This is a genomic window from Streptomyces sp. NPDC002088, from assembly GCF_040296605.1.
Lineage (GTDB): Bacteria > Actinomycetota > Actinomycetes > Streptomycetales > Streptomycetaceae > Streptomyces.
The window spans coordinates 685,347-709,940 of record NZ_JBEOXO010000001.1; the positions used below are offsets into that span (position 1 = coordinate 685,347).

Sequence of the window (24,594 nt, forward strand, 5' to 3'; positions counted from 1 at the left end):
GCGGCGGGGTCTCGACACCGCCGCCCGGCCCGGCCGCCCAGCCAAGGCCGGGCTCATGGCGTGAGCCCCAGGAATCCATTCCACCAGCACGGAGTCAGGAAGATGACAAAACGCGCCTCGGACGTGTCCGCGAGCCCGCCGAGCCCGTCCAGGAGACGCAGCAAGTACACGCTTGCGCCGCTCGTCCTCATCGCGGCCAATGTCGTGCTCTTCGCACTGTTCTTCGTCTGGCCGGCGGTGATCGGGCTCGTCTACTCGTTCACGAACTACACGGGAGTGGGGGCGTTCCAGTTCATCGGACTGGACAACTACAACAACCTGTTCGGGGACTCCACGTTCTACGACGCGCTGAGCCGGACGCTGCTGTACGCCGTGCTCTTCGTACCGCTGAACTTCGTGGTCTCGCTGCTCGCCGCCAACCTGGTGGTGAGCAAGAACGCCAAGGGCGGGTCGGTCGCGCGCGTCATCTTCTTCATCCCCTGGCTTCTGTCGCCCATCGTCGTGGGTGTCCTGTGGCGGTGGATGTTCGGTGAGAACTTCGGACTGGTCAACTACGTCATCGAGAAGTTCGGCGGCAGCGCCGTTCCGTGGCAGTCGAACGCGGACCTCTCGCTGATAGTGGTCGTGATGGCGGCCTCCTGGGCGTGGACCGGATTCTCGATGCTGCTGTTCATCGCGGCGATCAAGAACGTGCCGGTGTCCTACTACGAGGCGGCCTCGCTCGACGGCGCCGGCCCCTGGCGCCAGTTCCTCAGCATCACGCTGCCGAGCATCGCGCCGACCTCCTTCATCGTCATCCTGCTCAACACGATCAACGCGATGAAGGAATACCCGGTGTTCGTCGCCCTCAACAACGGCGGACCCGGCACGTCGAACAACCTGCTCGTCCAGTACATCTACGAGACCGGCTTCAAACGGGGCCAGATCGGCTACGCGAGCGCCGCGTCGTTCGTGCTCATGCTCATCCTGATGGCCGTCGCGATCATCCAGCTGATCGTCAACCGGCGGGTGGAGAACCGATGACAACCACAGATTTGCCACGTCCGGTCGACGCCGATCCCAAACGAGCCGTCTCCAAGAAGCGGCCCCGTGGGGCGGCCAGCGGCGGGCTCCGGCGGGCGGTGGCCCCGACGACACTGCTGTGGATCCTGGCCTGCCTGTACGGGTTTCCGGTGCTGTGGTTCATCCTCAGCTCCCTCAAGCCGTCCAGCGACCTGTTCTCCTATCCGCTGACGCTGGTTCCGCACAACCCCACCCTGTCGGGTTTCAAGGCAGCGTGGGACAGCGCCAACTTCTCCCAGTACTTCATCAACACGGCCATCGTGTGCGTGATCACGACGATCCTCACGGTGGGCGTCAGCTGCTGCACCGGGTACGCGCTGGCCAAGTACGACAACAGATGGCTCAAGGCGTTCTTCATCTGCATCCTGGCCACCACGATGCTGCCGTCCGAGGTCATGCTCGCCCCCGAGTTCCTGGTGGTCCGCAACCTCGGCCTCTACAACTCGTTCGCCGGCATCATCCTCCCGGCCGTGCTCACCGCGACCGGATGCTTCATGTTCCGCCAGTTCTTCCTGACGGTTCCCGACGAACTCGTGGAAGCCGCACGCATCGACGGCGCGCGTGAGCTGGCGATCTTCGCGCGGATCATGGTGCCGCTCTCCCGGCCCATCATGCTGACCCTCGCCATCCTGTCCTTCCAGTGGCGCTGGAACGACTACATCTGGCCGCTGCTGATGCTCAACGACCCGAACAAGTTCACCGTGCAGATCGGCATCCAGAGCATCGTCGGCGCGCAGAACATCAACTGGTCGGTACTGCTCGGCGCCTCGGTCATCTCCATGATCCCGCTGATCCTCGTCTTCCTGGTCTTCCAGCGCTACGTCATGGGCGCCGACATCAACGCCGGACTGAAGGACTGACCGTGCCCACCCCGCTCGACCACGAGTTCGTCCGCGCGGCGGCCCGCGCCGCCGACCGGCCGGCCGCCCCGCTGGCGGCCCGCCCCGACGAGGAACCCGCCGGTGTGCCGCACCGTGGTCTGGCGCGGCGGGTGAAGACCCTGATCGCGGCATACCGGTCCCCGGACTCGGAACTGCACGGCAGCGGACAGGCCGTCGCCGCCGCGACGACCCACCTGCGTGCCCTGCGGGCCACACAGACCGGCACCGGCCTCTTCGCCGGCGGCGACAACGTGCAGTCGCCGCCGGACTCCGGCTTCACCGTCAACGACGTGTGCGACGCGCACGTCCTCGCCGCAGGCGCGGGCCCGGAACTGCGCGACGTCACGGCGGCGCTCGCCGAGATCGCCGGCGCCGCCACCGGCAGTCTCCTCACCGGTGGGGTGCACACCCCGAACCACCGCTGGGAGCTGTCCGCGGCGCTGGCCCGGCTGCACCGGTCGTTCCCGGACGACCGGCTGCTCGACCGCGTCGAGGAGTGGCTCGCCGAGGGCGTCGACATCGACGAGGACGGCCTGTACTCGGAACGCAGCGCCAACTACGCGGCCTACGTGTCGAACCCGTCGCTGCTCCTGCTGGCCGAGGTCCTCGGCCGCGCCGACCTGCTGTACGCCGTCGAACGCAACCTCGCCACCACCCTGGACCTGATCAGGCCGGACGGCACGGTGGAGACCGTCCACTCGCGACGACAGGACCAGAACCACCCGTTCCCGCTGGCGCCCTACCTGCCGCACTACCGGCTCCTCGCGATCCGCACCGGCCGGGGCGACTTCGCCCGGGTGGCGCGGCTGGCGGCCGCCGGCGGCATCGACGACCCCGACCTGCTCGCCGAGACCCTCCTCACCCCGGACCTGTGCCGTGTCCTGCCGGCCCCGGCCGCGGAGACACTCCCGCGCGACCGGTACCTCACCACCGCACGCCTCGCCGCACGCGCCTCGGCCACCGCGCACACGGTGCTGTACGGCGGTTCCGACGTGCCCGAGCACCGGCGCATCCGCTCGGGCCTCGCCTGCAACCCCACCTTCCTGCGCCTGTTCGCCGGCGCCGCCGTCCTCGACGCGGTCCGCCTCTCGCGCGGGTTCTTCGACCTGGGCCCCTTCCGCGCCGCCGACATGGAACAGCCCGCCGACAACAGCTACCGGCTCACCCAGACCCTCACGGCCGCCTACTACCAGCCGCTCCCCAAGGACGAGAGGCGGGACGACGGCGTCTACCGACTGGTGGACGACGGACGCTTCTCGGCCTCGATGGCCTTCCCGGACCGCCCTCAGGACGAGGTCTCCCACACGACCCGCGTCGAGGTGGACCTGCGGGAAGACGGTGCCGACCTGCGGATCGACATCAGCGGACCACCGGTGCCCTGGGCCCTCGAACTGACCTTCAGGCCGGGCGGGGTGCCAGAGGGCGCCGTGCCGATCGGCGACGGACGCTGGTGCCTGACGGGCGGGCCGATGACCTACCGGGTCGGGGACGACGAGATCCGGATCGAGGCCGACGTCGAGGCGGGCGGACCGCTCGCCGGGCCGGACCGGAGCGACGTACTGCGGTACGACCCGGGTCAGGACTACACCGTGGTGGGCGGCACCGATGCGACGACCGGGAACCGCGTCTACATCGGTGGACATGGCCCGCACACACTGACCGTCGCACTGCACGCCCGCCGGCCCGCACCTGTCGTGTGACCCCGACGAACCACGCCATGGCCACCCCAGGCATGAAGGGTTGATCCCCGTGCACCTCACACCCCCTCCCGTGCACCTCCTCCACCAGCGCGGCCCCCTGCACGACCTGCCCGACACCCCGCAGGCCTACGACGCCGTCCTCGCCGACATCACCGAGCAGGCGCTGGCCCGCCTGACCTCGGAAGGCAACCTCGAACACCCCGACTGCGGCGATGACATCGGCGACACCTCGCTCGGCGTCACCTCGCTGCTGGCGCTCGCCTGGCAGCGTTCCAAGGACCCGCGCCTGCCGGAGGCGGTCCGCCGCAGCCTCGCCTTCCACCTCCGGGAGCGGGTGTACCGGGAGGACAACCCCGGCTACCCGAACCTGAGGGCGCGGGGCACGGGCCTGCCGTACGCCCGCTACGTCCTCGAGGCCGGCGCGCACCCCATCGGGGACTGGCCGAGCACGGTGTGGGCGCTGCTCCAGGCGGTGAACGTCCTGGACACGGCGGACGGACTCGTCGACGACGCCCAGCGCGCGGAACTGCTGGCGGTGGCGCACGGCTACTGGCGCTGGCTCACCGAGGCGACCTTCTTCAATCCGCAGGAGGCGGGCAACCAGGCCATCGGCTGCATCGTGGGCGGCCTGATGCTGGCCCGCCACCTCCCGCCCGAGCAGGGGGAGCCGGTGCGCTCGCGCGCGCTCACCCTCTACGCGGACGAGATCCGCGCCCACCGCGTACGCGACCGGGGCGCACTGCTGCCCCCCGAGCACGGCGGAGCGTACGACAACAACTACGGCCCGATCTCCCTCTCCTTCCTCGCCCAGGCGCACCGGGTCAGCGGCGCGGAGATGTTCGCCGAGGACGGCGACGCGCTGGCCCGCTACATCGACGCGCGGCTGACCAACGGCGGCTTCGACAACGGCGGCCCCCGCTACAGCGAACAGCACTCCGCCTTCGAGTCGGTCCTCGGCCTGCGCTACTTCGGCCGGCGCGTCGGCTCCGACCTGGGCCGCTACCGGGGCGACAGCCGCTGGAGCCGCCACGCGGTGAAGGCCGACGGCGGCATCGACGGCCACTTCGCCTTCATGCTGGTCTGGCAGATCCAGGACAGCACGCGCTGGCACCGGACGCCGTCCGCGTCGACGGCGCGGCACCACCTGCGCGCGGGCACGGTCTCGGTGGCCTTCGACGACCGGATGACCCCGGCCGTGGTCGAGGCCGCGGGCACGTACTACCTCGCCGCGGCCGTGAACCGACAGCACGGCTTCGGCCCGGTACTCGACGGCTTCCTGATGTGCCGCCCCATGGGCGAGGTCCGCGTCCGCGACGTCCGCGCGGACGGCCTGACGGCCAAGCTGGTCACCAAGCCGGTCGTGGGCCGCGACCACGTCCTGCGGCACGTGCGGTCCCTGTACGTCACGGACGGCACGAGCCTGTGGCTGACGGTCGCCGTGGAACGGCTGGCCGGGACGCCGTACCTGCTGGCCGGCCTGCCGTACGCCACGGACGACGGGGACCGGGTACGCAGGACCGCGCAGGCGCAGGTGACGAGCGCGGGTGCCCTGCGGCTCACGCACCCGCGGTCCGAGGGCGTCGACCACTTCGACGCCCGTACGGAAACCACCCAGCAGCAGGCCGCCTTCGCCCTGGCCGCCGATCCACGCGGCTACGGCAACCCCGACGAGGGCTGGCGGCACCTGGTGTCCTCCACTGCCCTGGAGGCCGACCCGGCCCCCGGCGCGCCGGAGGAGCTGCACGTGTTCGCGGTGCGCTACGGCCCGCAGGGCCCGTTCACGCCCGCCTTCGAGCTCGACGAGGACGGTCTGACCGTGCGGACGGAAGCCTTCACCGCGGTGATCGGCGAGGTGGCGGGCGACGCGTCCGGGGAACCGGAGCTGACGTTGCGCGCGTGAGAAAAGCGCTCGCGATCGGCTTCCTCAGACGGGCAGGCCGAGGAGCCCCCATCCCCGCCGCTCGGTCTCACCCACAACCACGGCCCACTCGCGCAGCAGCACCGTGAACTCGTCGAAGTCCGCGATCCAGCGCCCCGGGGACGCGGCATGGACTCCGTACGCCTCACGCAACCGCTCCAACAGGGGCTCGGCCCGAGCCCAGCGCGTGGCGAGCGCCGACACCGTCGGCGGCGGACAGGCGACCAGCAGCCGCGGCCGCCAGGGTTCGGCATCCCCGGGGAAGAAGCCCTCCTCCGGGTAGAGCGGGATGTCGTCCACGCCTTCCCCGTCCCAGCTCAGGTCCAGGAGAAAACCGTCCAGCGCTTCCCGCAGCGCGGGATCGGCGAACCCACGTACGTCGTCCCAGGCCTCCCCGGCCCAGAAGTGCGGCTTGTAGGAGCCGGTGGTGCTGTGGAACTCGTACCGGCCGCACCAGGGCACCTCGGGCGACGCGGGGAACACCCAGCCGACCTCGGGCTCCGCGTCCCGGTCGGTGTCGGGGCAAGCCGCTTCCCACAGCACTTCTTCCCTGCCGCCGACCGGGGTCCGGGCCAGCTGTTCCCAGTCGACCGCGAGGACGGTGATGTCCAAGCCCATGCGTTCAGCCCCTCGCCCCCGCGGCCGGCAGCGCAGCCATGGGCACCACCAGGTCCGCTCGCCCCCGGGTCTCCGTCACCAGGTCGGCGTTGCGCTGGTCCGTCCCCAGCACCCACGCCACGGCCTCCTCGTGCTCCTTGCCGAACTCCTCGTGCCGGGCGATCAGCCGCCGGATCCGCTCCTGCTCGTATACTTCGCAGAACCACACCGCGTCCAACTGCGGCCGCACCCGCGCCCACGCACCTGTCTCCAGCAGCAGGTAGTTCCCCTCCGTCACGACCAGCCGGGCCGTCGACGGTACCGGGATCGCCCCCGCGAGCGGCTGCTCCAGGACGCGCTCGAACCCGGGGGCGTACACGATCTCGTCCCCGTCCGGCTCCTCCCGCAGCCGCCGCAGCAGCGCCGCGTAGCCCGCCGCGTCGAAGGTGTCCGGCGCGCCCTTGCGGTCCCGGCGGCCGAGCCGCTCCAACTCGACGTCGGCGAGATGAAAACCGTCCATGGGGACATGCGCGACCCAGCCGGGACCGTCCCCGTTCAACTCCCGGACCAGGCACTCGGCAAGCGTGCTCTTGCCCGCGCCCGGACTCCCCGCGATACCGAGAATCGCCCGGCGGCCGCCGTTCTGTGCCAGCGCGCGGGCGCGGATGAGCAGGTCGTCGAAAGTCAGGGGCACACAGCAGAGTGTGTCACCGATGAACCCGAAGAAATCCTGGCCCGCCTCTTCGACCTCGACAGGGCAGGAGTTTCCCGCCGGGCCGTGTCAGGTAGTAGTGGGGTGTCGGAAGGTCCGGAGGCGAGGGGGAGTGGCATGGCATCGAATGACAGCGGCGGCCGTTTAGGAGCGGACTTCTTCACCCCGGGGAGCTCGTCGTTCAGTGAGTTCCTGGCGGCGCACCGGCCGGAACTGCTGCCCACCCGCCGCCCGTTCCCCGACGGCGTCCGCGCCGCGCCGGACCGGTTCCCGCACGGCACCACCGTGCTGGCCCTCGCCTACCGCGACGGCGTGATGATCGCCGGCGACCGCAGGGCCACGATGGGCAACATGATCGCCCAGCGCGACCTGGAAAAGGTGCACCCGGCCGACGACCACACCGCCGTCGCCTTCGCCGGCACCGTCGGACTCGCGCTGGACATGGTGAAGCTGTACCAGGTCGAGCTGAAGCACTTCGAGAAGATCGAGGGCATTCCCATGACGTTCGGCGCGAAGGCGACCCGGCTGGCGGGGATGATCCGGCAGAACCTCGGCCAGGCCATGCAGGGCCTCGCCGTCGTCCCGCTGCTCGCCGGCTACGACATCGGTGCCCGCGACGGCGGACGGGGCCGCATCTTCGGCTTCGACGTCGCCGGCGGCGCGTACGAGAAGTCGGACTTCCACGCCGAGGGCTCCGGCTCCCCCTACGCCCGGGGCGCGCTCAAGAAGCTGTTCCACGCGGGCATGACCCGGCGTGAGGCCGCCCTGGCCGCGCTCCAGGCGCTCTACGACGCGGCGGACGACGACTCCGCGACCGGCGGCCCCGACATCAACCGGCGGATCTTCCCCATCGTCTCGGTGATCACCGGGGAGGGCTTCGAGCGGCTGCCGGAGCCGGAGACGGAGGAGCTCAGCCGCGAGATGGTCGAACAGCGCCGGAGCAGGCCGGACGGGCCGAACGCCGCGCCGTGAGTTTCTGTCCGGTTCTGTTCCTGACCGGTTCGCGGGTCAACTCCAGGTGGTGCCGGACGACTTGGTGGAGGCGGCTCCTGGAGGCCGCCGGTGTGCCGGCCGAAGGACCGTCCCCGCCGTCACACCCGCAGCTCCAGCTCCTTGCGCCACTTGAGGATCTGCTGCCGCGGATCCCCGGTGTACGACCACGGCGTGCGCGTCGCGCGCCGGCCGAGCATCCGCAGCAGCGCGGCAGCGACATCCTCGGTGCCCGCCAGACAGGCCGCGTGCGCCAGGTAGTTGAGGTCGCGCAGCTCACCCGGCTCGATCGGACCGTCCGCGCGGGCCGCGATCCAGCGCTGCCAGGTGCGCCGTACGTCGCTCACGGCGCCGTCGTGGCTCCAGTGCTGCCCGAGACCCACCGCGGCCTGCCTGCCCTTCGCGGCGTCCAGAGCGTAGCGGTACTCCTCGACCCGGGCGTACTGCACCAGGACCGGCAGCGCACAGCCGGGCGGCGCCGCACCGGCCGCGTCACGGGCGAAGTCGTACATGAGGCCGTGCGTGCCGTGCCAGCGCGAGGAGTAGTAATGCAGCACCTGGAGGTGCCCCTCCACGCTGTACCGGTCGCGCCGGTGCAACTCGTCCCACCAGCGCGCCAGTTCCTGGCGCCGCACGCCCGACGGATACAGCCGGGCCACAGAGATCAGGGAAATCCACGGCGTCGGGTCCTGCGGACAGGCCTCCGCCGCCCGCAGGCACGCCAGCACCGCGGCGTCGACCCGCTGCTGGTCGATGGGCACGCCCCGGCCCGCGGCGATGGCCAGGTTGAACGCCCGGGCCGTCTCCGTCGCCGCCCGCAGCACCAGCGCGTCGACGCTGTGCGGCTCGGCGGCCAGCCAGGTCTCCACCGTCGAACTCCCCGCGCAGGCCTGCGCGAGCAGCCGGACCCGGTGACCCCGTGCCTGCCAGTCGGACCCGGTGGCCCGCAGCAGGTCCCGCAGGCCCTGCCAGCGGCCGATGACGATGTCGTGCCGGGCGGAGGTGAGGGGCGCGTCCCCGCAGTCGGGGTCGAAGTCGGGAGCGAAGCGGTCTCGCGCCATCGGGTTCCCCCTCAGAAGTCGGTGGGGAGACCCTCATGGGCGACCGATCCTGCGGTAGCACGGCCGTCGGGGACGTACTCCGTCTCGACGGTGCGGGTGGCGTCCAGCCGGGCGGGCCGGTAGTAGTCGCTGCCCTGCTTCCAGTACCAGAACATCGGGACCAGCCCGACGGCCAGCCCGCCGATGCCGATCGCGACGGCCGCACCGCTCAGGTCGCCCAGCGACTCTACGAAGATCCAGAACATGAACAGGGCGCCGAACAGCGGCCACACCCCGCCGAGCAGGAAGTTGGCCGGCGACCTCAGCAGCATCTTGCGGTAGGCGACGACTACCGAGAGGCCCGCGAGACCGTAGTACACAGCGATCTGGAGACCGATCGCGGAGATGGCGTCCGAGAGGATCTCGCCCACCGAGCCCAGCGCGTTGGAGACGACGAACATCGCCAGCGCCACCCCGCCGACCACCGCGATCGCGACCCAGGGGGTGTTCCATGTGCGGTGCACCCGGCCCAGCGCAGCCGGCATCGTACGGTCCCGGCCCATCGCGAACAGGGAGCGCGTGACCTGGATGAGCGTGGTCTCCAGCGTGGCGATGGTGGACAGCATCACCGACACGATCAGCAGCTTGCCGCCCCAGCCCGGCCAGATCTCCTCGCCGAGCGCGCCCAGCACGTTGGCGCCGTTGTCCTCGATCTGCTCGGCGGACAGGATCACGTTCACCGCGATGGTGAACACCTCGAAGAGCAGGAAGACGATGCCCACGCCGATGAGGCCCGCGAGTCCCGTCGTACGACGGCTGTTGCGGGTCTCCTCGCTCAGGTTGCTGGTGACGTCCCAGCCCCAGTAGTAGAACGCGGCCACCAGCGCGCCCGACGCGAACCCCGCCACCCCGTCGAAGTGGCCGAAGCCCAGCCAGGACCAGTCGAAGGCGCGGGCGTTGCCCGAGTGGAAGAGCGCGAGCACCGCGAACAGGGCCAGGATGGCGAGCTCCACGCCCGACATGACGAGCTGTGCGCGGACCGTGAGCCGGGCGCCGCCCAGCACCACGCCCAGCATCACCAGGAACCAGGCCGCGCCGACGACCGTCGACAGCGCGGTGTTGTCGGCGAGGCTCTCGTCGAAGAGCGCGAGCGTCATCGACCCCGCGGGCAGCGAGCCGGCCACCATGAAGATGGTCGCCGAGATCACCAGGGCCCAGCCGCTGATGAAACCCAGAAAGGGATGGAGCGTTCGCCCCACCCACGAGTAACTGGCGCCCGCGTTCACGTCGATGCGACCGAGGTAGCTGAAGGCCAGCGCGATGCCCAGCATGGGTATCGCGCAGTACAGCAGCGCCGCGGGGCTGGCGAGACCGACCGCGCCGACCAGCACCGCGGTGGTCGCGGCCAGCGAGTACGCCGGAGCGCTGCCCGCGACCGCCATCACCACCGTGTCGAACGTACCGAGAGCGTTGGCCTGCAGCCCTCTGCCCCTGCTGTTGCTCATGGTTGTGCTGCTTTCCGTCGTGCACGACGCGAGGGCGAGGCGACCTGGCCCCGACGACGTATGAGGGGTGGGGGGTTGCGGCCGCCCTGAACCGGAGAGGGTTGGCCTCGGGTCAGGGGCGGCGAAAGAGCCGGTGGTTACCGTTCAGCCGCTGCGTCGGCGGACGGTCACACCGAGTGTGCGAGTGATGATAGCCCCCGCGGTCGCCTTGGCAAGACGGCGGCAGACGTGGCCCGGTTCGGGGAAGGAAGGACGAGTCGCCCGGTCAGTCCCCGATCCGGTCGAGTTGGCGCAGCTTGTTGGTGGCGTCCAGGGCCGCGACCTTGTAGGACTCCGCGAGCGTCGGGTAGTTGAACACCGCGTCGACCAGGTAGTCGACCGTGCCGCCGCACCCCATGACGGACTGTCCGATGTGGATCAGCTCGGTCGCGCCGGTGCCGAAGCAGTGCACGCCGAGCAGCGTGCGGTCCTCCGGGGAGACCAGCAGCTTCAGCATGCCGTGCGCGTCGCCGATGATCTGTCCGCGGGCCAGCTCGCGGTAGCGGGCGATGCCGACCTCGAACGGCACGCGGTCCTCGGTGAGCTGGTCCTCGGTCCGGCCCACGAAACTGATCTCCGGAATGGTGTAGATACCGATCGGCTGGAGGTGGTGCATCTGCCCGACGGGCTCCCCGCAGGCGTGGTAGGCCGCCGAACGCCCCTGCTCCATCGACGTGGCGGCCAGCGCCGGGAAGCCGATGACGTCGCCGACGGCGTAGATGTGCGGCACCTGGGTGCGGTAGTGCTCGTCGACCGTGATCCGGCCGCGCGCGTCGGCGGCCAGTCCCGCCTTGTCCAGGTCGAGTTCGTCGGTGAGACCCTGCCGGCCCGCCGAGTACATCACCGCGTCCGCGGGGATCTTCTTGCCGCTCTCCAGGACCGTGAGGGTGCCGCGCGGATGACGCTCGACGGCCGCGACGGTCTCCCCGAACCGGAAGGCGACCGCGAGGTCCCGGAGGTGGTACTTGAGTGACTCGATGACCTCGACGTCGCACATGTCGAGCATCCCGGCCCGCTTCTCGACCACGGTGACCTTGCTGCCGAGCGCGGCGAACATGGAGGCGTACTCCATGCCGATCACGCCCGCGCCGACGATCACCATGGACCGCGGGACCCGTTCCACGGTCAGGACGTTGTCCGAGTCGAGGATCGTCCGCCCGTCGAACTCCACCGTGTCGGGCCGCGCGGGCCGGGTGCCGGTCGCGATGACGATGTGCTCGGCGCTCAGCAGCCGTTCCTGCCCGGTCACTTCGCGCACGGCGACCGTGTGGTCGTCGACGAAGCGGCCGGTACCCGCGTACAGGGCGACGTGGTTGCGGGAGAGCTGGTTGCGGATGACGTCGACCTCGCGGCCGACCACGTGCTGGGTACGCGCGGTCAGGTCACCGACGGTTATGTCGTCCTTCAGCCGGTAGCTCTGCCCGTACAGATCGCGCTGGGTGAGCCCGGTGAGGTACAGCACCGCCTCCCGCAGCGTCTTTGAAGGAATGGTGCCGGTGTGGATGGAGACCCCGCCGACCATGTCGGGGAGGTCGACGACGGCGACCCGGCGGCCGAGCTTGGCGGCGGCGATGGCGGCCTTCTGGCCGCCGGGTCCTGAACCGAGGACGAGCATGTCGAAGTCGGGCACCCTCAGGAGTCTGTCAGCCCGGAGGCGCCTTTCGAAAGGGTGTACCCGGGCTTGGGTACCGGGCTTCTAGGGCAGCAGCTTCTCCATGGCGGCGGGGCCCTCCCGGTCCAGCTTCCGCTGGGCCCATTCCAGATTGCGGGGGGTCAGGTCCCGGCCCGTGGCGAGCACCAGGTCCTCCGGTGCCACCTCCGTGCCGGTGCGGGTGTGGAGCAGGCTGTCCGGGGTGACGCGGTCCTCGGACGGCCGGGACGCGTCGGGCTGTGACGTCTCCATGATCTCTGCTCCTCGGGTCCGGTGGGGACTGCTTCGGCCCGGTGCCGGCACCGGGTCCACTATCACCATTCATCGTGCGGGCCCGGTGCGCATCCGGAGGCACGAGTGCCCTGTCACGGGCCCGGCATGCCTGGGTGATCGAAGTGGCGTCCCATGGATGATGAGCAGGGCCCGGTGGACACCGCGGTGGCTGGACCGGCAGCTGCCGCACCCGACGCCGAGGGGAGCAGGAGGCGCCGCCCGCCGGCCTCAGCGACCGCGCGGCGGCTCGGGAGCGAGAACGAGCATCGTGACGTCGTCGCGTGCGGTCGTCGCACCGCAGAACCGCAGGACGTCGGCCCAGACCCGGTCCGCCAGGGCCGCCAGGTCCTTGGCGTGTTCGGCGGCGAGGGCGCCCAGCCGCTCGGGCAGCGGATAGAAGGCGCCGGTGGCGTCCCGGGCCTCCCAGACGCCGTCGGAGGCGAGGACCAGCCGGTCTCCGGGCAGCAGGCGCACCGTGATCGCGTCGTGCGCGGTCGTGTCGGGCAGCCCGAGACCGAGCGGCGGCCACGCCGTGCACCCGATCTCCGCGGCCGTCCCGTCGCGCAGCAGCAGGGGTGGCGGATGGCCGCAGGTCACGATCCGCACGGCCCCCGCGCCGGGCGAGAAGTCCAGCAGCACGGCGGTCGCGAACAGCTCGTCCCGGCGGTCCTGCGCCGCGTCCAGCAGCAGCCGGCGGTCCAGGCGGCCGGCGACCGCCTCGAGGTCCGGGTGGTCCAGCACCGCCTCCCGGAACGCCCCCATCAGCAGCGCCACCGTCGCCACGGCCGCCAGCCCGTGCCCCTGCACGTCGCCCAGGACGGCCCGTACGCCGTGCGGACCCTCCCGTACGTCGAAGAAGTCCCCGCCGACGAGTGTGCCGCGCTGCGCCGCCCGGTACAGGGCCGCGCAGCGCACCGGCCCGACCCGTTCGGGAACCGCCGGCACGACCGCGCGCTGCGCCGCCTCGGCGACCGTGTGCTCCAGATCCAGCTGGGTGTCCCGGCGGCTGCGCACGAACGACACGAAGATGCTCAGCAGGGCGACGAAGCAGATGGTGAGCAGGTCGGCGTTGCCCGGACGGTCCAGCCGGAACGCGGGGACGATCAGCACCGCGACCGAGACGAGGCCGAGGAGAGCGGTCGCCGTCGGCCCGTACGACAGCACGGCCAGCGGCGGGATGGCGCCCAGGAGAAAACCGATGTCGAGTGGATCGGGGCTCAGCAGCGTGGCGGCCACCACGCCGGCGATCAGGGCGGGAGGGAGCACCCGCACCCACTGGGGCGGCGGCGCACCCCGCAGCCAGCCCCGCCGGTCCCGATGGGGTGACATGGCGCGCAGGCTTCCCACACCACCACGCTCCTACGGCGGGCCGCGAGCCGCACGTCCGGGCACCGCTCCGGCCGGGGAGATGCTGATCGACGAGACAGACTTCCCCTGGCTGCCCGGCAGGTTCACCGCAGGTCCCGCGTACGGTCCCGTCCGGGAACTGTTCGTGTGCGAGCTGCCCCTCGCGGACGTGGACGACGACGAGCACCGGGCGCGGTGGGAGGAGGTCTGCGGCAGGCAGGCCCCTGCTCGTACGGGACGCAGCCGACGCCCCCTCGCCGGACCTGGTGGACAGCCCGTTCAGTCGCCGTGGGCGGTCAGCAGCGCCTCGGTCGCTGCGAGGATCTCGGTGACCCGGAGGGCGAACGCGGCGTCGCACGGGTGCGGGCCGCGCGTGCGGGCGGCTTCGCGGAGGGCGTCGATGGCGCGGGTGAAGGCGGGGAGAGGGCCTTCGGGGCTCTCCGGGAGGAGGGTCACCCCGTTCTCGCCCCGGAATTCGACGGCCGCCCCTGCCGCGGCGCGCGGTGCGGTGAGGCTGAGGGTCAGGGTGCTCGAGGCGCCGCCGACGTGCTGGAGGACCGCGTGGACGGTGTCCCCGGGCCCGTGAGCCGCTGCCGCCACGTGCCGGACGTCGCCGAGTACCGGGAGCAGCACGGACAGGGCGTGCGGGCCCACGTCCCACAGAGCGCCCTTCTCCCGCCGCCACGGCGAGGCCGCGAACGGGCTGTCGCCGGTGTACAGCGAGCCGAGCCACTGCGCCCTGCCGGTGAACCAGCCGCCCGCGCGTGCCTGTTCGGTGATCCAGGCCTCGGAGTCGGACCGGAAGCGGGTGGTGAAGAAGACCACCGAGGCGACACCGGCTTCGCCCGCCGCCTCGACCACGGCCCGTCCCTGTTCGACGGTCGTGGCGATGGGCTTGTCGAGCAGCAGATGACAGCCGGCCCGCGCGGCCCGCGCCGCCAGGGCCGCCTGGACGTCCGGAGGAAGGGCCACGGCCACGGCGTCGACATCGGCGAAGAGGGCGTCGACGTCGTCGTAGGCCTGCGTGCCGTGAAGGTCGGCCAGTTCCTTCGCCGCGTCGGGGCGACGGCCCCACACGCCCGCGAAGTCGACCTCGGCGTGTGCGCTGAGAGCGGGGGCGTGGACCATGTGTGCCCAGGGGCCGGTGCCGAGCAGTCCGATGCGCATGCCGTCGCCTTTCCACGGTGCCGGACGAGGTGCCGACCGGTGCCGTCGCGGCGGCCGGTCGTGAGCGAGCCTCGCACACGAGACCGCTGCCGCGCACCCCGCCCGCCGACCCCGTGGCTCAGGCCGCGCGAGGTGCCGGGGGAGTCTCGGCGTCGGCATCGGGCGCCGGGCCGGGTGCCGCGTCGCGGTGGCCGCCCCGCACCAGGCGCAGATGCCGCCGCCTTGAGGGAGCGGGATCGAACAGGTGGTCCTCCACGCGGTCCAGCACGATCAGCAGGACGGACAGGAGCGGCAACAACAGTACGGCGACCAGGACCATGGCATCCCCTCGACCAGGCGACACCATGCGGGTGCTCCGATCGCGACCGCTGATGCGTGCCCGGCAGGTGAAGAATCAGTGACGGTCCGAGCCGCCGCCCCAACACATGAGTTCGCGATGGCCTGTTGACCTTTTGTGCGAGCAACCCACCACCAGTGCAGGGTCTTTACGTCGTGGGCTGGAACCGCCGAAGGTCAAGTCCCTAAGATGTACTGTCTGTCAGGCCGGTCCAGTTGGCGCGGCACGGAGCTGGGGGAGCGATGAACACCGAAAATCAGCTGTCCACGAAGATCGACGCCAATGTGCCGACAGCCGCGCGGATGTACGACCACTACCTGGGCGGCAAGGACAACTACGCGGCGGACCGGGCCGCGTGCGAAGAGCTCGACAAGGTCGTCCCCAGCACCCGCCGGCTGGCCGTGAACAACCGGCGCTTCCTGCAACGGGTCGTCAAGACGCTGGCGACCGACTACGGGATCCGCCAGTTCCTCGACCACGGCTCAGGCCTGCCCACCCAGGACAACGTGCACCAGGTCGCCCAGCGCATCGAACCCAGCACGCATGTCGTCTACGTCGACAACGACCCGATGGTGCTGGTCCACGGCCGGGCGCTGCTGGAGCAGGACGAGCGCACCACCGTCATCCACGCCGACATGCGCGCCACCGAGGAGATCTGCTCCCACCCGGACACCCAGCGCCTGATCGACTTCTCGCAGCCGGTGGCCGTGCTGTTCAACTCGGTCTTCCACTGCATCCCGGACAGTGAGACCGACGGTCCGCAGGCGGTCGTCCGCCGCGTGACCGAACGGCTCGCGCCGGGAAGCTATCTGTTGATGTGCCAGCTGGTCAGCGAGGATGCCCAGGTCCGGGAGTTCGTCACCGACTTCATGGACAAGGCCACCCAGGGACACTGGGGCCGGGTCCGTCAGGAGAAGGACGTCGCCGAGTTGTTCGAGGGCATGGACATCCTTGAGCCGGGGCTCGTCGAGGTGTCCACCTGGCGGCCGGACAGCGAGGTCGCTCCCCGCCAGCTCACCCAGGAGTGGATCGAGTTCGGCGGCGTGGCCCGGCTCCGCTGAGCCACGACCGACCACAACGAACCGGAACGCACTGCGACCCGCGGCCGCGCGCGACGTCGGAAGTGAGGCGCGCGGCCCGGGCGCCGACCACCGTCACGGGCGCGGGTAGCGCCCCTCCATCGTGTCGCGCAGCAGCCTCAGTGAATCGCGCGGGTCAAGGGCTTCGTCCGCCAGCCGGTCCAGCGCGAGCCGGTACTCCTCCGTCTCGTCGCGGTCCTCGAGGAAGTTCGCGCTCCTTATGTGCTCGAGGTAGACGACATCGGGCAGGTCCAGGCCGCCGAAACGGAGATACGTGATCGGTATGGCGGGTGCCGACGCGTGCGTCACGTCGAGGGGGACGACCTGGACCGTCACATGGGGCCGCTGAGCCATCTCGAGGAGGTGGGCGAGCTGCTCGCGCATCACCGCGCGGTCGCCCAGCACCCGCAGCAGGACCGATTCGTCGACGATGGCCCACAGCTGCGGGGCGTCCGCCCGTGACAGCAGCTGCGCCCGGCGCATACGGAGCTCGACCCGGCGCTGCACCTCGCCGGCCGGCACGTTCGGCAGACCCCGCTCCACCACCGCCCGGGTATAGGCGGGCGTCTGCAACAGGCCGGGCACGTACTGGATCTCGAAGGTCCGGATGGTGGCGGCCGCCTCCTGCAGCCCGACCAGACGGTCGAACCACTCCGGCATCAGGCGCTTGTCGTAGCGCTGCCACCACCCCGGCTCACCCGCCCGTTGAAGCAGCTTGAGCAGCACCGAGGCCTCGTAGGCGTCCGTGCCGTACAGCTCCAGCAGCGCGCGGACGTCCCGTTCCGTCGGCGGCCTGCGGCCCTTGCCCGACTCGATGCGTGAGAGCTTCGCCCCACTGAACCCCAGGGCGCGTGCCGCCTGGTCCTGGGCGAGGCCCGCGTCCTCACGGAAGCCGGCCAGCTGGACACCGACCAGCATCTTCAGCAGAGTCGGCGCGGGTTCCGGTCTGTCCAGATAGGGTTCGAGGCGGGAGATGCGATGCGACTCGGCGGACATCCTGGCTCCCAGTGGACCGGCAGACGTGGCGATTACCCTATCGCAATCCTCCGGTCCCCTTCGTATCGAACGCGAAAGTAAGGGAGTTGGGTTCCGCTCCGGTGCGCCCCCGGCAGTTGCCGTGGCTCACAGCAGCGTGGCTCACAGCAGATGGTCGAACTCCCCCTCCTTCGCCCCCGCCAGGAACGCCGCCAGCTCGGACGGCGTGTACACGAGCGCGGGGCCGTCAGGATCACGGGAGTTGCGCACCGCGATGCCTCCCTCGGTCAGTGCGGCGACTTCGACACAGTTGCCCTCGGCGTTGCTGTGCCGGCTCTTGATCCAGTAGGCGTCCAGCGAACTGGCGCGCACCCCGTTCCGCACTCCTGGCACCGAAGTCTCCTTGCTGTTCACGTTCTTCGCCGTGCTTCACGTCCGCCCGGCTGACTTTCGCGCAATTTCTCGTGCAATTGCACGCGGGCGCCGTAAGCGTGGATAATAGCTGCTGCGGCGTCAACCCCTGTGTGGATGTGGATGCCGTGAACCTGACCTCACCTCAGGGGGATGTCGTGTCGTCACCTGCGCCCAGAGTGGTCCGGCCGCTGCGCGAGGCCGCCATACGGTCAGGCGGGACCGGCATCACCGAGGCGCCGGTGCGAACGGTCCACTGCGCGCACCCCGGAGAACGGCCGCTTCCGGGAGTCGGCTCACCGAGCGGTTCCCGTGTCTCGGCCGCGCTGCACATCACCTGCGACAGCGAGGGATTCGCCCGCGCCCGCGCCTTCACCCGGGGCACGCTGCACGACTGGTCACTCGACCACTGCGCCGACGAAGTGCTGCTGGTGATGAGTGAACTCGCCACCAACGCCGCCGAGCACGCGGTGCCCCAGGCGGTGGACGGCGACCCGGACGTCCGGCTCGGGCTGGACCTCGCCCCCGCGCACCTGCTGCTGACCGTCTCCGACCACGCCGACAACCCGCCCGTGCACCCGCCCGCCGACGACTTCGCTCTCGCGGAGAGCGGACGCGGCCTGAGCATCGTCGATGCCTTGTCCGAGGACTGGGGCTGGACCGCCAGACCCCCCGCGGGCAAGACCGTCTGGGCCAAGTTGTCCACCCGTCTCCTCACCTGACACGACTGCCGTGGAAAGGCCCCCTGCCATGCGCCCCGCTCCGACCGGACAGCCGAGTACGAAGCGCGCAGATCGCGACACGCCCGCACAGGGAGTGGCCAGGGCCGCGCCCCTGATGGCGCTGGGACAGGTGCCCTGGCACGAGATCAAGGACTCCTCCGGCTCTGCTGCCGCGATCCCGCTGCTCCTCAACAGCGTCGCCTGGGGCGACGCCAACACGGCTCGGAGCGCGCTCGACGAGTTGCGGAAACGCATCTGCCAGTACGGCTTCGTCGTCGAGCAGGCCACCGCCGCCACGGTCCCCTTCCTGTGGGAACTCGCCCAACTGCCGCACGTCACATGCCGCGCACAGATCATCCAGTTGCTGAAGAACATCGCCGATGCCCGGCAGTGGGAGAGCACGGCCGCCGTCTACCCCAAACTGCTCAACCACCGCGAGAACCACGTCGTGTGGGAGCGCAAGGCACGGCAGGCCGTTCGCGCGCGCCGCGGTGAGCTGCGCCGCCTGCTGGCCGAGGACGACGCCGAGGTCGCCCGCGCCACGACGGAGCTCGCCCGCGCGCTGGGGGAGTGAGACACCCGCTGCCTGACGGCACGGCCGAACGCCGGTCACGCCGCGCTGCTCCTGCGGGTCCGGTCCCGGCATGCCGAGTCGTGGTCGGTGCCCAGGCTGGTCCACCAGCGTTCGCAGCACGCGGCGTCCAGCTGCGACCGGACCGCGATGTCGAGGGCCGTGCCGGCGTGCGCGGCCGGCGCCGCGTTCAGCCGGCGCAGCCGGGCCGTGGCCCGGCGGTGGTCGCACAGGACGCTCTCACGTAGCACGGCGATGACCGGCACGAGACTCGCGGCCGCGAACAGGCACCCGGCCCACGCGGACCCGTACCGGAACTCAAGGACGGCGGCCCAGGCCAGCCCGGCGCTGGTGGCGAGGTAGAGGGCGCAGAGGAAGCGGCTGGAGCGGGGCATGGCGTACACCGTTCGTTCAGAGGAGCATGCCCTTGTTCAACTGCTTTCTGGGCATTTGGAAGCGGTTGGTTTCGGGCGTCGTGCATGCCCGGTGCCGGCCCGGGCATCCGGAGCGAAAACCGAGAGAGAGGGTTCCGGGTTCGTTCCGGACCCGAAGGTCGTCAGAAGGCTGCCGGCCCGGTCGGAAGCCCGGTCTGTCGGCGACTGTCCAGTTCTCTCCCGGAATTAACACCCAGGTGGGCGCGGGCGCCTAGACTCGGCAGCCAGGCCGAGGCGCAGCAGCGCACGAGGCGTAGCAGACGAAAGGCGCGTTGCCGGGTGTTCCACGATTCCCCCATCTACGACCGACTCATCGCGGAACGCGGCGATGTGCCCACCCAGGTGCGCCGGGAGGCCGAACGCGTCAGCAGGGAACTGGAACTCGTGCTGCGGCCCACGCACGCGCTCGGTTACCCCGACCCGTCTTCGCGCCGGTCTTCGCCCGGTGCCGGGTGGCAGCGGACGGCCCTGCTGCCCGGCCAACTGCCGCACTGATCAATCGTCGAACCATTCAACCGTTCGCCATACCGGAGCAGTTCACGTGCTCCGGGCGCGGCTCCGGCACGGGCTGGGCAAGCCACTCCGCGATGCCGCGGGCGATGGGTTGGCCCGTGTCCACCTCGACGAAGCCGAACTGGCCCGACTGGTTGCACTCCAGGAACCACCAGGTCCCGTCGGCGTCCTCGGCGAAGTCGAAAGCGCCGTAGGCCAGTTCCGCCTCGCGGAGGTAGGCGCGCACACCGGTGGCGATGCGCGGCGGCACCTCGACGGGACGCCACGGCACGGCGGACGAGGCGTAGCGGACGTCCACCTGGTCGGGGTCGGCGTCCGCGTCGGCGGCCTTGCCGGCGGCCAGCATCCGGTCGCCCACGACGGTGAGCCGGATGTCGGCACGCTTGGCGACCCGGCGCTGCAGCAGCGTAGGGCCGTAGGCGACGGCGGTGAAGTCGGCGTCCGGAGCCACCCGGCTGGTCGGTACCGCCCTGGGCGGATCCTGCGGGTGCGCGCCCGAGACGGGCTTGACCACCAGGTCCGGGTAGCGGTCCGCGAACTCGCGGGCGGCCTGCGGGAAAGTCGTGATCAGTGTGGCCGGGACGGGCAGCCCGGTGTGCTGGGCGAGCCGCAGCTGCCAGGGCTTGTGCCGGGCGCGAACGGCCGCGTCGGGGTGGTTCATCCAGCGTGCTCCGCTGCCGCGGAGCAGGCCGTAGAGCGCTTGCGAGGACTCCTCGGTCAGCCAGGCGGAGGCTCCGGTGGCGCGCGAGGCCGGGGCGCCGGGCCTGCGCACCCAGACGGAGCGCAGGCCGTCGATGCTCACGAGGCGGCCCGCGGAGGACAGATGGCCGCGAAAGGCGCCGTGGACGTACTCGCCGGAGAGCGCGACGCCGTTGGTGAGGTCGGCCGGATCGAGCCGGACCACGGGGACGCCGGTCGCGTTCAGGTGGACGACCACCATGTCCGCTGTGACGTCCTCTTCACAGGTCAGGATCAGTACGGTCATTGTCGGCGGCTCGTGTTCAGTCGTCGAAGTGGGTCTTGGAGCCCGCCGTCGAGGTCGTGGTCCCCAGTTCTCTCAGCAGGGCGTGGTCGCGAGCAGCTATCCGGCCGTCGAAGAGTACGTTCAACTGCCGTCCGGAGTCGTAGGCATACGGGATTGCGAACTCCAGCTCCGCCGCCGGGCGTGCGTAGTTGAGCGCGAACGGTTGCATGGTCTCTCCCTCTTCGGTACTGCCTCGATCAAGCGGTGTCGCCCGGCCACATCACTCGGCCCGCTGTCCTCCAGCGACCCCCCAGGTACTTATACGAATCGAACGAGTGATTGGTTTCCTTACTCTGTGTGACGATCGGCGCTTGGAGCGCCGGTGTGTCAGCCCTCGGCACCGGTGCGGTCGGGAGAACGGTGCAGGGTGCGAAGGGCGAGCAGGAGCACGCCGATGTCGTCGAGATAGACGGGATCGGGCAGCACGTCGGTCGGCAGTACGAAATACAGGATCGCGCCCCAGAAGACCCAGCGCGGTCCGGTCGGAAGTCCCGCGCGCCGCAGGCCCCGGCGGGCACGGACCAGCCGCACCAGTACGCCGACGGCCACGGCGAACAGGGCCACTGCCGCTACCACGGCGACGGTGACGTACGTGGTGGTCGAATCCACGGACCCTCCCTCGCGCGGTGTACCGCGCCGCGTCTGGTCTTCCCCGTTTCTTTCCCCCGCTTTTGTTTCCCCCTCTTTGCTAGTCGAATGCCCGTTTTTGTTGGAGGAAAGCCCGTTTCCGGCAGGCGTTTCACCCGGCTGCTTCACCCGAGTGGCGAGACGCGCTACGGGGAGCAGGGGCGATCGACGGTCGACACCGCGTCTGCTGCGCGCTCAGGGGGCACCGGTGAGGCCCTTCAACACCCGGTCGGGGGTCAGCGGCAGTTCGCGGTGGCGGACGCCGGTGGCGTGGTGGACGGCGTTGCCGATGGCGACCGCCGTGCGAGGCACGTGGTAGGCCGCCAGGTCGGACTCCGCGAAGTCGCCGAAGGAGGCGTCGAGTTGCACCTTCGGTCAGTGCCCAGGCATGGCGCGCGAAGTCGCCTTCCCGCTGTTCCGCTGACCCGCCCTAGCGGTCGGCCGGAGGCTCCGTCCCGGCTCCCTCGTGCGTGGCGTCGGCGGTCTTCGCCGGGCGCAGGCCCTTCGGGCCGCCCTTGAAGCGTTCCAGGGTGCGGGTCAGTTGCTGGAGCGGGGAACCGCCCTGCCTGCCGGGCACGGGCCGTACCCCGCCCGCGGACTCGCGGTAGACGGCCAGCGCCTCGTTGGCCCGCTCGGCGGCCTCCCGGTACAGGTCGCGGGACTTCGTCATGGCATCGAGCGCCTCGGCGTACATCGCCACGAGCTTGCGTTCGCGGTCGAGCTCCTCCTCCAGCGTCAGCAGCCGCCAGTCCTCCCGCAGCGCGGTGAGGGCAGCGTCGGCACCGGTCGGCAGCGGCCTCGGCAACGCAACGAAACGTGTCACCGCGTCGAGGAGGTCGGTCGGCTCCGAGCCGTCCAGGAAGACACTGCGTACGGCGAAGCCGGCGGCGTCGTACTCGGGCGCGGCCGGGGTTCCGGGCAGCACCACGGCGCCGCCGCGAGGCAGCTCCACACCGAACTCGCGCAGGGCCCAGTTCACGGCGCGCAGCTGGTGCGGCGCGGCGCGGTGCTCCACCACGCGATGGTGCAGGCCGGGCCCGAGCAGCGGTGTCAGCGGGCGGCGCCCGCGCTGGTCGGGGGTCATGGCCTCGTGGACGACGACGTGGACGGCCCAGCTGCCGCGCACCGCGGTGCGCAGCAGGCGCCGTAGCTCCTTGTCGTCCTCGGGGAGCGGATTGTTGTCGAGGAACCTCAGGCGCGTTGCCGCCTCGTGGTCCCAGGCGGTGTCGCGCTCCTGGGGCCAGAACATGGTGGCGGGGGAGGGCCAGCGCTGGTCCCACGGCTGCTCCGCCTCCGCGACCAGCGTCCAGTCCTGCCCGAAGGCGGAGTCCTCCGTGAGCGTCAGCCGGGCCCGCACGGTCACGTCCGGCGTGGTCAGCCAGCGGGCTTCGAAGATCCGCTCGTCCGCACGGCTCTCGGACTCCGGCACCTCCAGGAAGTCGAGGATCACCTCGGTGTCCTTCAGCAGCTGGAGGTTCTTGCGCAGGACGTCGGCCGCGGCCGGTCCGAGATGGCGGCCGCGGACGAGCCAGACCGTGGGGGGAGTGGTGGGGTGCGCGGTGGGAGAGGTCGGCATAAGTCCATTTTGGGGCGGGGACGACGTGCGACTGCCAGTATGTCGCCGCGGGTCGCGCACGATCAGGCGGGGGTCGTCCTGCGAAGACGTGAATCGTCGGAGAAGGTGGGCAGGAGCACACCGGTCGGCCGCACATCCGAAGGAGTGACCCATGAAGCTGGACCTCGAGGGACGGACCGCGCTGGTGACGGGCTCCTCCCAGGGCATCGGAGCGGCGATCGCAGCGGGCCTGGCCCGCGCCGGAGCCCGGGTGGGCGTCAACGGCCGCGACCCCGGCCGGCTGGCGAAGAGCGTCGAGGGCCTGCGGGCCGAGGTGCCGGACGGGGCGTTCGTGCCCGTCGCGGCGGACGTCGGCACGGAAGAGGGCGCCGCCCGCGCGGTCGACGCACTGCCCGACGTCGACATCCTCGTGAACAACCTCGGCATCTTCGGCCCCCGCCCCGCGCTGGAGATCAGCGACGACGAGTGGCGCCGCTACTTCGAGATCAACGTCCTGGCGGGCGTCCGGCTGACGCGCGCCTACCTCCCCCGGATGACCGAGCGCGGCTGGGGCCGCGTGCTGTACATCGCGAGCGACTCGGCCGTCGTCATTCCCGCCGAGATGATCCACTACGGCATGTCGAAGACCGCCCTGCTCGCGGTGGGCCGCGGCTTCGCCAAGGAGGCGGCCGGTACCGGCGTCACGGTGAACTCCGTCATCGCCGGGCCGACGCACACCGAGGGCGTCGAGGACTTCGTATACCAGCTGGTGGACCGCGACCTGCCCTGGGACGAGGCACAGCGTGTCTTCATGCGCGACCACCGCCCGCAGTCGCTGCTCCAGCGGCTCATCGAGCCCGAGGAGATCGCGAACCTCGTCGTGTACCTGAGCTCGCCCCTCGCGTCCGCCACCACTGGCGGGGCCGTCCGCGTCGACGGGGGATACGTCGACTCGATCCTGCCGTAGCGCTCCCCGAGCGGGCCGTCCCAGGTACGGCTGACGGCCGCGGCGAAGATGGGCGCGGCACGGCGCGGCACGTGCCGCACACGGGGCGCGCGGTGTTCACTCCATCCCACCGGCGTTCACTCGTGTCCGTGGTACGTCCCGGCCCCGACAATCGTCAGGCGATCGGGGCCCGCCCACCATCCGCGTCGGGGTCTCTGTGCCCTTCCGAGCGGGAACGGGGCCGACAGGTCACGTCTGTCGGCGGGTGACTCAGCAGGCCGGCGCGGTCGGAGACGAGCCCGTTCCCTGGCCGTGCACAATGCCGTGAGGCCGGCACCCGTAGGGCGGCCCGGCACCGGAACCCTCCGGCCGCTCCCCAGGTGAACTCCCCGGGTGAACTGTGTCCACAAGCGTGTCCTTCCATGCGTCGTCGGCCGCGGCGGCGGGCGTCCGGGGGCGACCGCGCCACGTTGGTGCCACGTGCCCTGCGATGTTCGACGGTGCTACGAGCCTCGTAA

26 protein-coding genes and 1 pseudogene are annotated in these 24,594 nt (G+C 71.0%); 10 read left to right on the forward strand and 17 right to left on the reverse strand.

Annotated elements, in window-relative coordinates:
• Positions 1-102: 102 nt before the first annotated feature.
• The 4 genes from ABT114_RS03200 to ABT114_RS03215 all read left to right on the forward strand — a co-directional run bounded on the left by ABT114_RS03200 (position 103) and on the right by ABT114_RS03215 (position 5,543).
• On the forward strand, positions 103-1,023 hold the full coding sequence (locus tag ABT114_RS03200; RefSeq protein ID WP_351137948.1) for a carbohydrate ABC transporter permease: 921 nt from the start codon (positions 103-105) through the stop codon (positions 1,021-1,023).
• A complete protein-coding gene (locus tag ABT114_RS03205) occupies positions 1,020-1,922 on the forward strand; it encodes a carbohydrate ABC transporter permease (RefSeq protein WP_351137950.1) in 903 nt (300 codons plus the stop codon). Before ABT114_RS03200 ends, ABT114_RS03205 begins: the two co-directional genes overlap by 4 nt.
• Positions 1,923-1,924: 2 nt before the next feature.
• Positions 1,925-3,643, forward strand: coding sequence for a hypothetical protein (locus tag ABT114_RS03210; RefSeq protein ID WP_351137952.1), 1,719 nt, complete (start codon positions 1,925-1,927; stop codon positions 3,641-3,643).
• A gap of 70 nt (positions 3,644-3,713) precedes the next feature.
• The gene (locus ABT114_RS03215) at positions 3,714-5,543 is read left to right on the forward strand and encodes a hypothetical protein (RefSeq protein ID WP_351138210.1); all 1,830 of its coding nucleotides are present in this window, start codon (positions 3,714-3,716) and stop codon (positions 5,541-5,543) included.
• A 24-nt stretch (positions 5,544-5,567) separates the two neighbouring features.
• Here the strand turns inward: ABT114_RS03215 and ABT114_RS03220 are convergent, their stop codons facing one another.
• The gene (locus ABT114_RS03220; protein WP_351137954.1) at positions 5,568-6,179 is read right to left on the reverse strand and encodes a hypothetical protein; all 612 of its coding nucleotides are present in this window, start codon (positions 6,177-6,179) and stop codon (positions 5,568-5,570) included.
• Between the two features lie 4 nt (positions 6,180-6,183).
• Positions 6,184-6,852, reverse strand: a complete 669-nt coding sequence (locus ABT114_RS03225) for a nucleoside/nucleotide kinase family protein (protein WP_351137956.1) — start codon at positions 6,850-6,852, stop codon at positions 6,184-6,186.
• A gap of 135 nt (positions 6,853-6,987) precedes the next feature.
• Here ABT114_RS03225 and prcB point away from each other — a divergent pair, with 135 nt between their 5' ends.
• Positions 6,988-7,842, forward strand: coding sequence for a proteasome subunit beta (prcB, locus tag ABT114_RS03230; protein WP_351137958.1), 855 nt, complete (start codon positions 6,988-6,990; stop codon positions 7,840-7,842).
• Between the two features lie 119 nt (positions 7,843-7,961).
• Here prcB and ABT114_RS03235 read toward each other — a convergent pair whose 3' ends face one another.
• The 7 genes from ABT114_RS03235 to ABT114_RS03270 all read right to left on the reverse strand — a co-directional run bounded on the left by ABT114_RS03235 (position 7,962) and on the right by ABT114_RS03270 (position 15,201).
• Positions 7,962-8,921, reverse strand: coding sequence for a hypothetical protein (locus ABT114_RS03235; protein WP_351137960.1), 960 nt, complete (start codon positions 8,919-8,921; stop codon positions 7,962-7,964).
• Positions 8,922-8,932: 11 nt separating this feature from the next.
• Positions 8,933-10,405, reverse strand: a complete 1,473-nt coding sequence (locus ABT114_RS03240; RefSeq protein WP_351137962.1) for an APC family permease — start codon at positions 10,403-10,405, stop codon at positions 8,933-8,935.
• Positions 10,406-10,670: 265 nt separating this feature from the next.
• Entirely contained in the window at positions 10,671-12,074 is a 1,404-nt protein-coding gene (gene sthA, locus ABT114_RS03245; protein ID WP_351137964.1) for a Si-specific NAD(P)(+) transhydrogenase, read from the reverse strand.
• A 66-nt stretch (positions 12,075-12,140) separates the two neighbouring features.
• Positions 12,141-12,347 carry a hypothetical protein gene (locus ABT114_RS03250; RefSeq protein WP_351137966.1) on the reverse strand — a complete coding sequence of 69 codons (207 nt, stop codon included), beginning with the start codon at positions 12,345-12,347 and terminating at the stop codon, positions 12,141-12,143.
• Positions 12,348-12,596: 249 nt separating this feature from the next.
• Positions 12,597-13,697, reverse strand: a complete 1,101-nt coding sequence (locus ABT114_RS03255) for a PP2C family protein-serine/threonine phosphatase (protein WP_351137968.1) — start codon at positions 13,695-13,697, stop codon at positions 12,597-12,599.
• A 297-nt stretch (positions 13,698-13,994) separates the two neighbouring features.
• Positions 13,995-14,882 (reverse strand): Gfo/Idh/MocA family protein, encoded by an 888-nt coding sequence (locus tag ABT114_RS03265; RefSeq protein ID WP_351137970.1) that lies wholly within the window; start codon positions 14,880-14,882, stop codon positions 13,995-13,997.
• A gap of 118 nt (positions 14,883-15,000) precedes the next feature.
• On the reverse strand, positions 15,001-15,201 hold the full coding sequence (locus ABT114_RS03270; RefSeq protein WP_351137972.1) for a hypothetical protein: 201 nt from the start codon (positions 15,199-15,201) through the stop codon (positions 15,001-15,003).
• 260 nt (positions 15,202-15,461) lie between these two features.
• On the opposite strand from ABT114_RS03270, the gene ABT114_RS03275 reads away from it, so the two are divergent.
• Positions 15,462-16,280, forward strand: a complete 819-nt coding sequence (locus ABT114_RS03275) for an SAM-dependent methyltransferase (RefSeq protein WP_351137974.1) — start codon at positions 15,462-15,464, stop codon at positions 16,278-16,280.
• A 93-nt stretch (positions 16,281-16,373) separates the two neighbouring features.
• Here the strand turns inward: ABT114_RS03275 and ABT114_RS03280 are convergent, their stop codons facing one another.
• A complete protein-coding gene (locus ABT114_RS03280) occupies positions 16,374-17,294 on the reverse strand; it encodes a helix-turn-helix domain-containing protein (protein WP_351137976.1) in 921 nt (306 codons plus the stop codon).
• 141 nt (positions 17,295-17,435) lie between these two features.
• Positions 17,436-17,666, reverse strand: coding sequence for a DUF397 domain-containing protein (locus tag ABT114_RS03285; protein ID WP_351137978.1), 231 nt, complete (start codon positions 17,664-17,666; stop codon positions 17,436-17,438).
• 176 nt (positions 17,667-17,842) lie between these two features.
• Here ABT114_RS03285 and ABT114_RS03290 point away from each other — a divergent pair, with 176 nt between their 5' ends.
• Together ABT114_RS03290 and ABT114_RS03295 are read left to right on the forward strand one after the other, a co-directional pair.
• Complete coding sequence (locus tag ABT114_RS03290; protein ID WP_351137980.1) at positions 17,843-18,406, forward strand: ATP-binding protein; 564 nt, start codon at positions 17,843-17,845, stop codon at positions 18,404-18,406.
• A 28-nt stretch (positions 18,407-18,434) separates the two neighbouring features.
• Positions 18,435-18,980: a hypothetical protein gene (locus ABT114_RS03295; RefSeq protein WP_351137982.1), complete on the forward strand. Its 546-nt coding sequence runs from the start codon at positions 18,435-18,437 to the stop codon at positions 18,978-18,980.
• Positions 18,981-19,015: 35 nt separating this feature from the next.
• Here ABT114_RS03295 and ABT114_RS03300 read toward each other — a convergent pair whose 3' ends face one another.
• Entirely contained in the window at positions 19,016-19,372 is a 357-nt protein-coding gene (locus ABT114_RS03300) for a hypothetical protein (RefSeq protein ID WP_351137984.1), read from the reverse strand.
• Between the two features lie 318 nt (positions 19,373-19,690).
• Between ABT114_RS03300 and ABT114_RS03305 the strand changes: the two genes are divergently transcribed.
• Positions 19,691-19,906, forward strand: coding sequence for a hypothetical protein (locus ABT114_RS03305; protein ID WP_351137986.1), 216 nt, complete (start codon positions 19,691-19,693; stop codon positions 19,904-19,906).
• Between the two features lie 16 nt (positions 19,907-19,922).
• Here ABT114_RS03305 and tgmB read toward each other — a convergent pair whose 3' ends face one another.
• From tgmB to ABT114_RS03330, 5 genes and pseudogenes are all read right to left on the reverse strand, one after another.
• Complete coding sequence (gene tgmB / locus ABT114_RS03310) at positions 19,923-20,909, reverse strand: ATP-grasp ribosomal peptide maturase (protein WP_351137988.1); 987 nt, start codon at positions 20,907-20,909, stop codon at positions 19,923-19,925.
• A 16-nt stretch (positions 20,910-20,925) separates the two neighbouring features.
• Positions 20,926-21,117, reverse strand: a complete 192-nt coding sequence (tgmA, locus tag ABT114_RS03315) for a putative ATP-grasp-modified RiPP (RefSeq protein ID WP_351137990.1) — start codon at positions 21,115-21,117, stop codon at positions 20,926-20,928.
• A gap of 158 nt (positions 21,118-21,275) precedes the next feature.
• Complete coding sequence (locus ABT114_RS03320) at positions 21,276-21,557, reverse strand: DUF1232 domain-containing protein (RefSeq protein WP_351137992.1); 282 nt, start codon at positions 21,555-21,557, stop codon at positions 21,276-21,278.
• Between the two features lie 213 nt (positions 21,558-21,770).
• Positions 21,771-21,957 (reverse strand): annotated as a pseudogene (locus ABT114_RS03325) (xanthine dehydrogenase family protein molybdopterin-binding subunit); the annotation flags it as partial.
• A gap of 48 nt (positions 21,958-22,005) precedes the next feature.
• Entirely contained in the window at positions 22,006-23,151 is a 1,146-nt protein-coding gene (locus ABT114_RS03330) for a hypothetical protein (RefSeq protein ID WP_351137994.1), read from the reverse strand.
• A 151-nt stretch (positions 23,152-23,302) separates the two neighbouring features.
• Here ABT114_RS03330 and ABT114_RS03335 point away from each other — a divergent pair, with 151 nt between their 5' ends.
• Positions 23,303-24,097, forward strand: coding sequence for an SDR family NAD(P)-dependent oxidoreductase (locus ABT114_RS03335; protein WP_351137996.1), 795 nt, complete (start codon positions 23,303-23,305; stop codon positions 24,095-24,097).
• Positions 24,098-24,594 lie beyond the last annotated feature (497 nt).

Bases quoted from the DNA above. Each gene is read 5' to 3' on its own strand.
- ABT114_RS03220 (WP_351137954.1), bottom strand. From the start codon at position 6,179: ATGGGCTTGGACATCACCGTCCTCGCGGTCGACTGGGAACAGCTGGCC.
- ABT114_RS03330 (WP_351137994.1), bottom strand. From the start codon at position 23,151: ATGCCGACCTCTCCCACCGCGCACCCCACCACTCCCCCCACGGTCTGG.
- tgmB (WP_351137988.1), bottom strand. From the start codon at position 20,909: ATGACCGTACTGATCCTGACCTGTGAAGAGGACGTCACAGCGGACATG.
- ABT114_RS03280 (WP_351137976.1), bottom strand. From the start codon at position 17,294: ATGTCCGCCGAGTCGCATCGCATCTCCCGCCTCGAACCCTATCTGGAC.
- ABT114_RS03270 (WP_351137972.1), bottom strand. From the start codon at position 15,201: ATGGTCCTGGTCGCCGTACTGTTGTTGCCGCTCCTGTCCGTCCTGCTG.
- ABT114_RS03240 (WP_351137962.1), bottom strand. From the start codon at position 10,405: ATGAGCAACAGCAGGGGCAGAGGGCTGCAGGCCAACGCTCTCGGTACG.
- ABT114_RS03235 (WP_351137960.1), bottom strand. From the start codon at position 8,921: ATGGCGCGAGACCGCTTCGCTCCCGACTTCGACCCCGACTGCGGGGAC.
- ABT114_RS03200 (WP_351137948.1), top strand. From the start codon at position 103: ATGACAAAACGCGCCTCGGACGTGTCCGCGAGCCCGCCGAGCCCGTCC.
- ABT114_RS03335 (WP_351137996.1), top strand. From the start codon at position 23,303: ATGAAGCTGGACCTCGAGGGACGGACCGCGCTGGTGACGGGCTCCTCC.
- ABT114_RS03275 (WP_351137974.1), top strand. From the start codon at position 15,462: ATGAACACCGAAAATCAGCTGTCCACGAAGATCGACGCCAATGTGCCG.
- tgmA (WP_351137990.1), bottom strand. From the start codon at position 21,117: ATGCAACCGTTCGCGCTCAACTACGCACGCCCGGCGGCGGAGCTGGAG.
- ABT114_RS03250 (WP_351137966.1), bottom strand. From the start codon at position 12,347: ATGGAGACGTCACAGCCCGACGCGTCCCGGCCGTCCGAGGACCGCGTC.
- ABT114_RS03265 (WP_351137970.1), bottom strand. From the start codon at position 14,882: ATGCGCATCGGACTGCTCGGCACCGGCCCCTGGGCACACATGGTCCAC.
- ABT114_RS03255 (WP_351137968.1), bottom strand. From the start codon at position 13,697: ATGTCACCCCATCGGGACCGGCGGGGCTGGCTGCGGGGTGCGCCGCCG.
- ABT114_RS03205 (WP_351137950.1), top strand. From the start codon at position 1,020: ATGACAACCACAGATTTGCCACGTCCGGTCGACGCCGATCCCAAACGA.
- ABT114_RS03300 (WP_351137984.1), bottom strand. From the start codon at position 19,372: ATGCCCCGCTCCAGCCGCTTCCTCTGCGCCCTCTACCTCGCCACCAGC.
- ABT114_RS03295 (WP_351137982.1), top strand. From the start codon at position 18,435: ATGCGCCCCGCTCCGACCGGACAGCCGAGTACGAAGCGCGCAGATCGC.
- prcB (WP_351137958.1), top strand. From the start codon at position 6,988: ATGGCATCGAATGACAGCGGCGGCCGTTTAGGAGCGGACTTCTTCACC.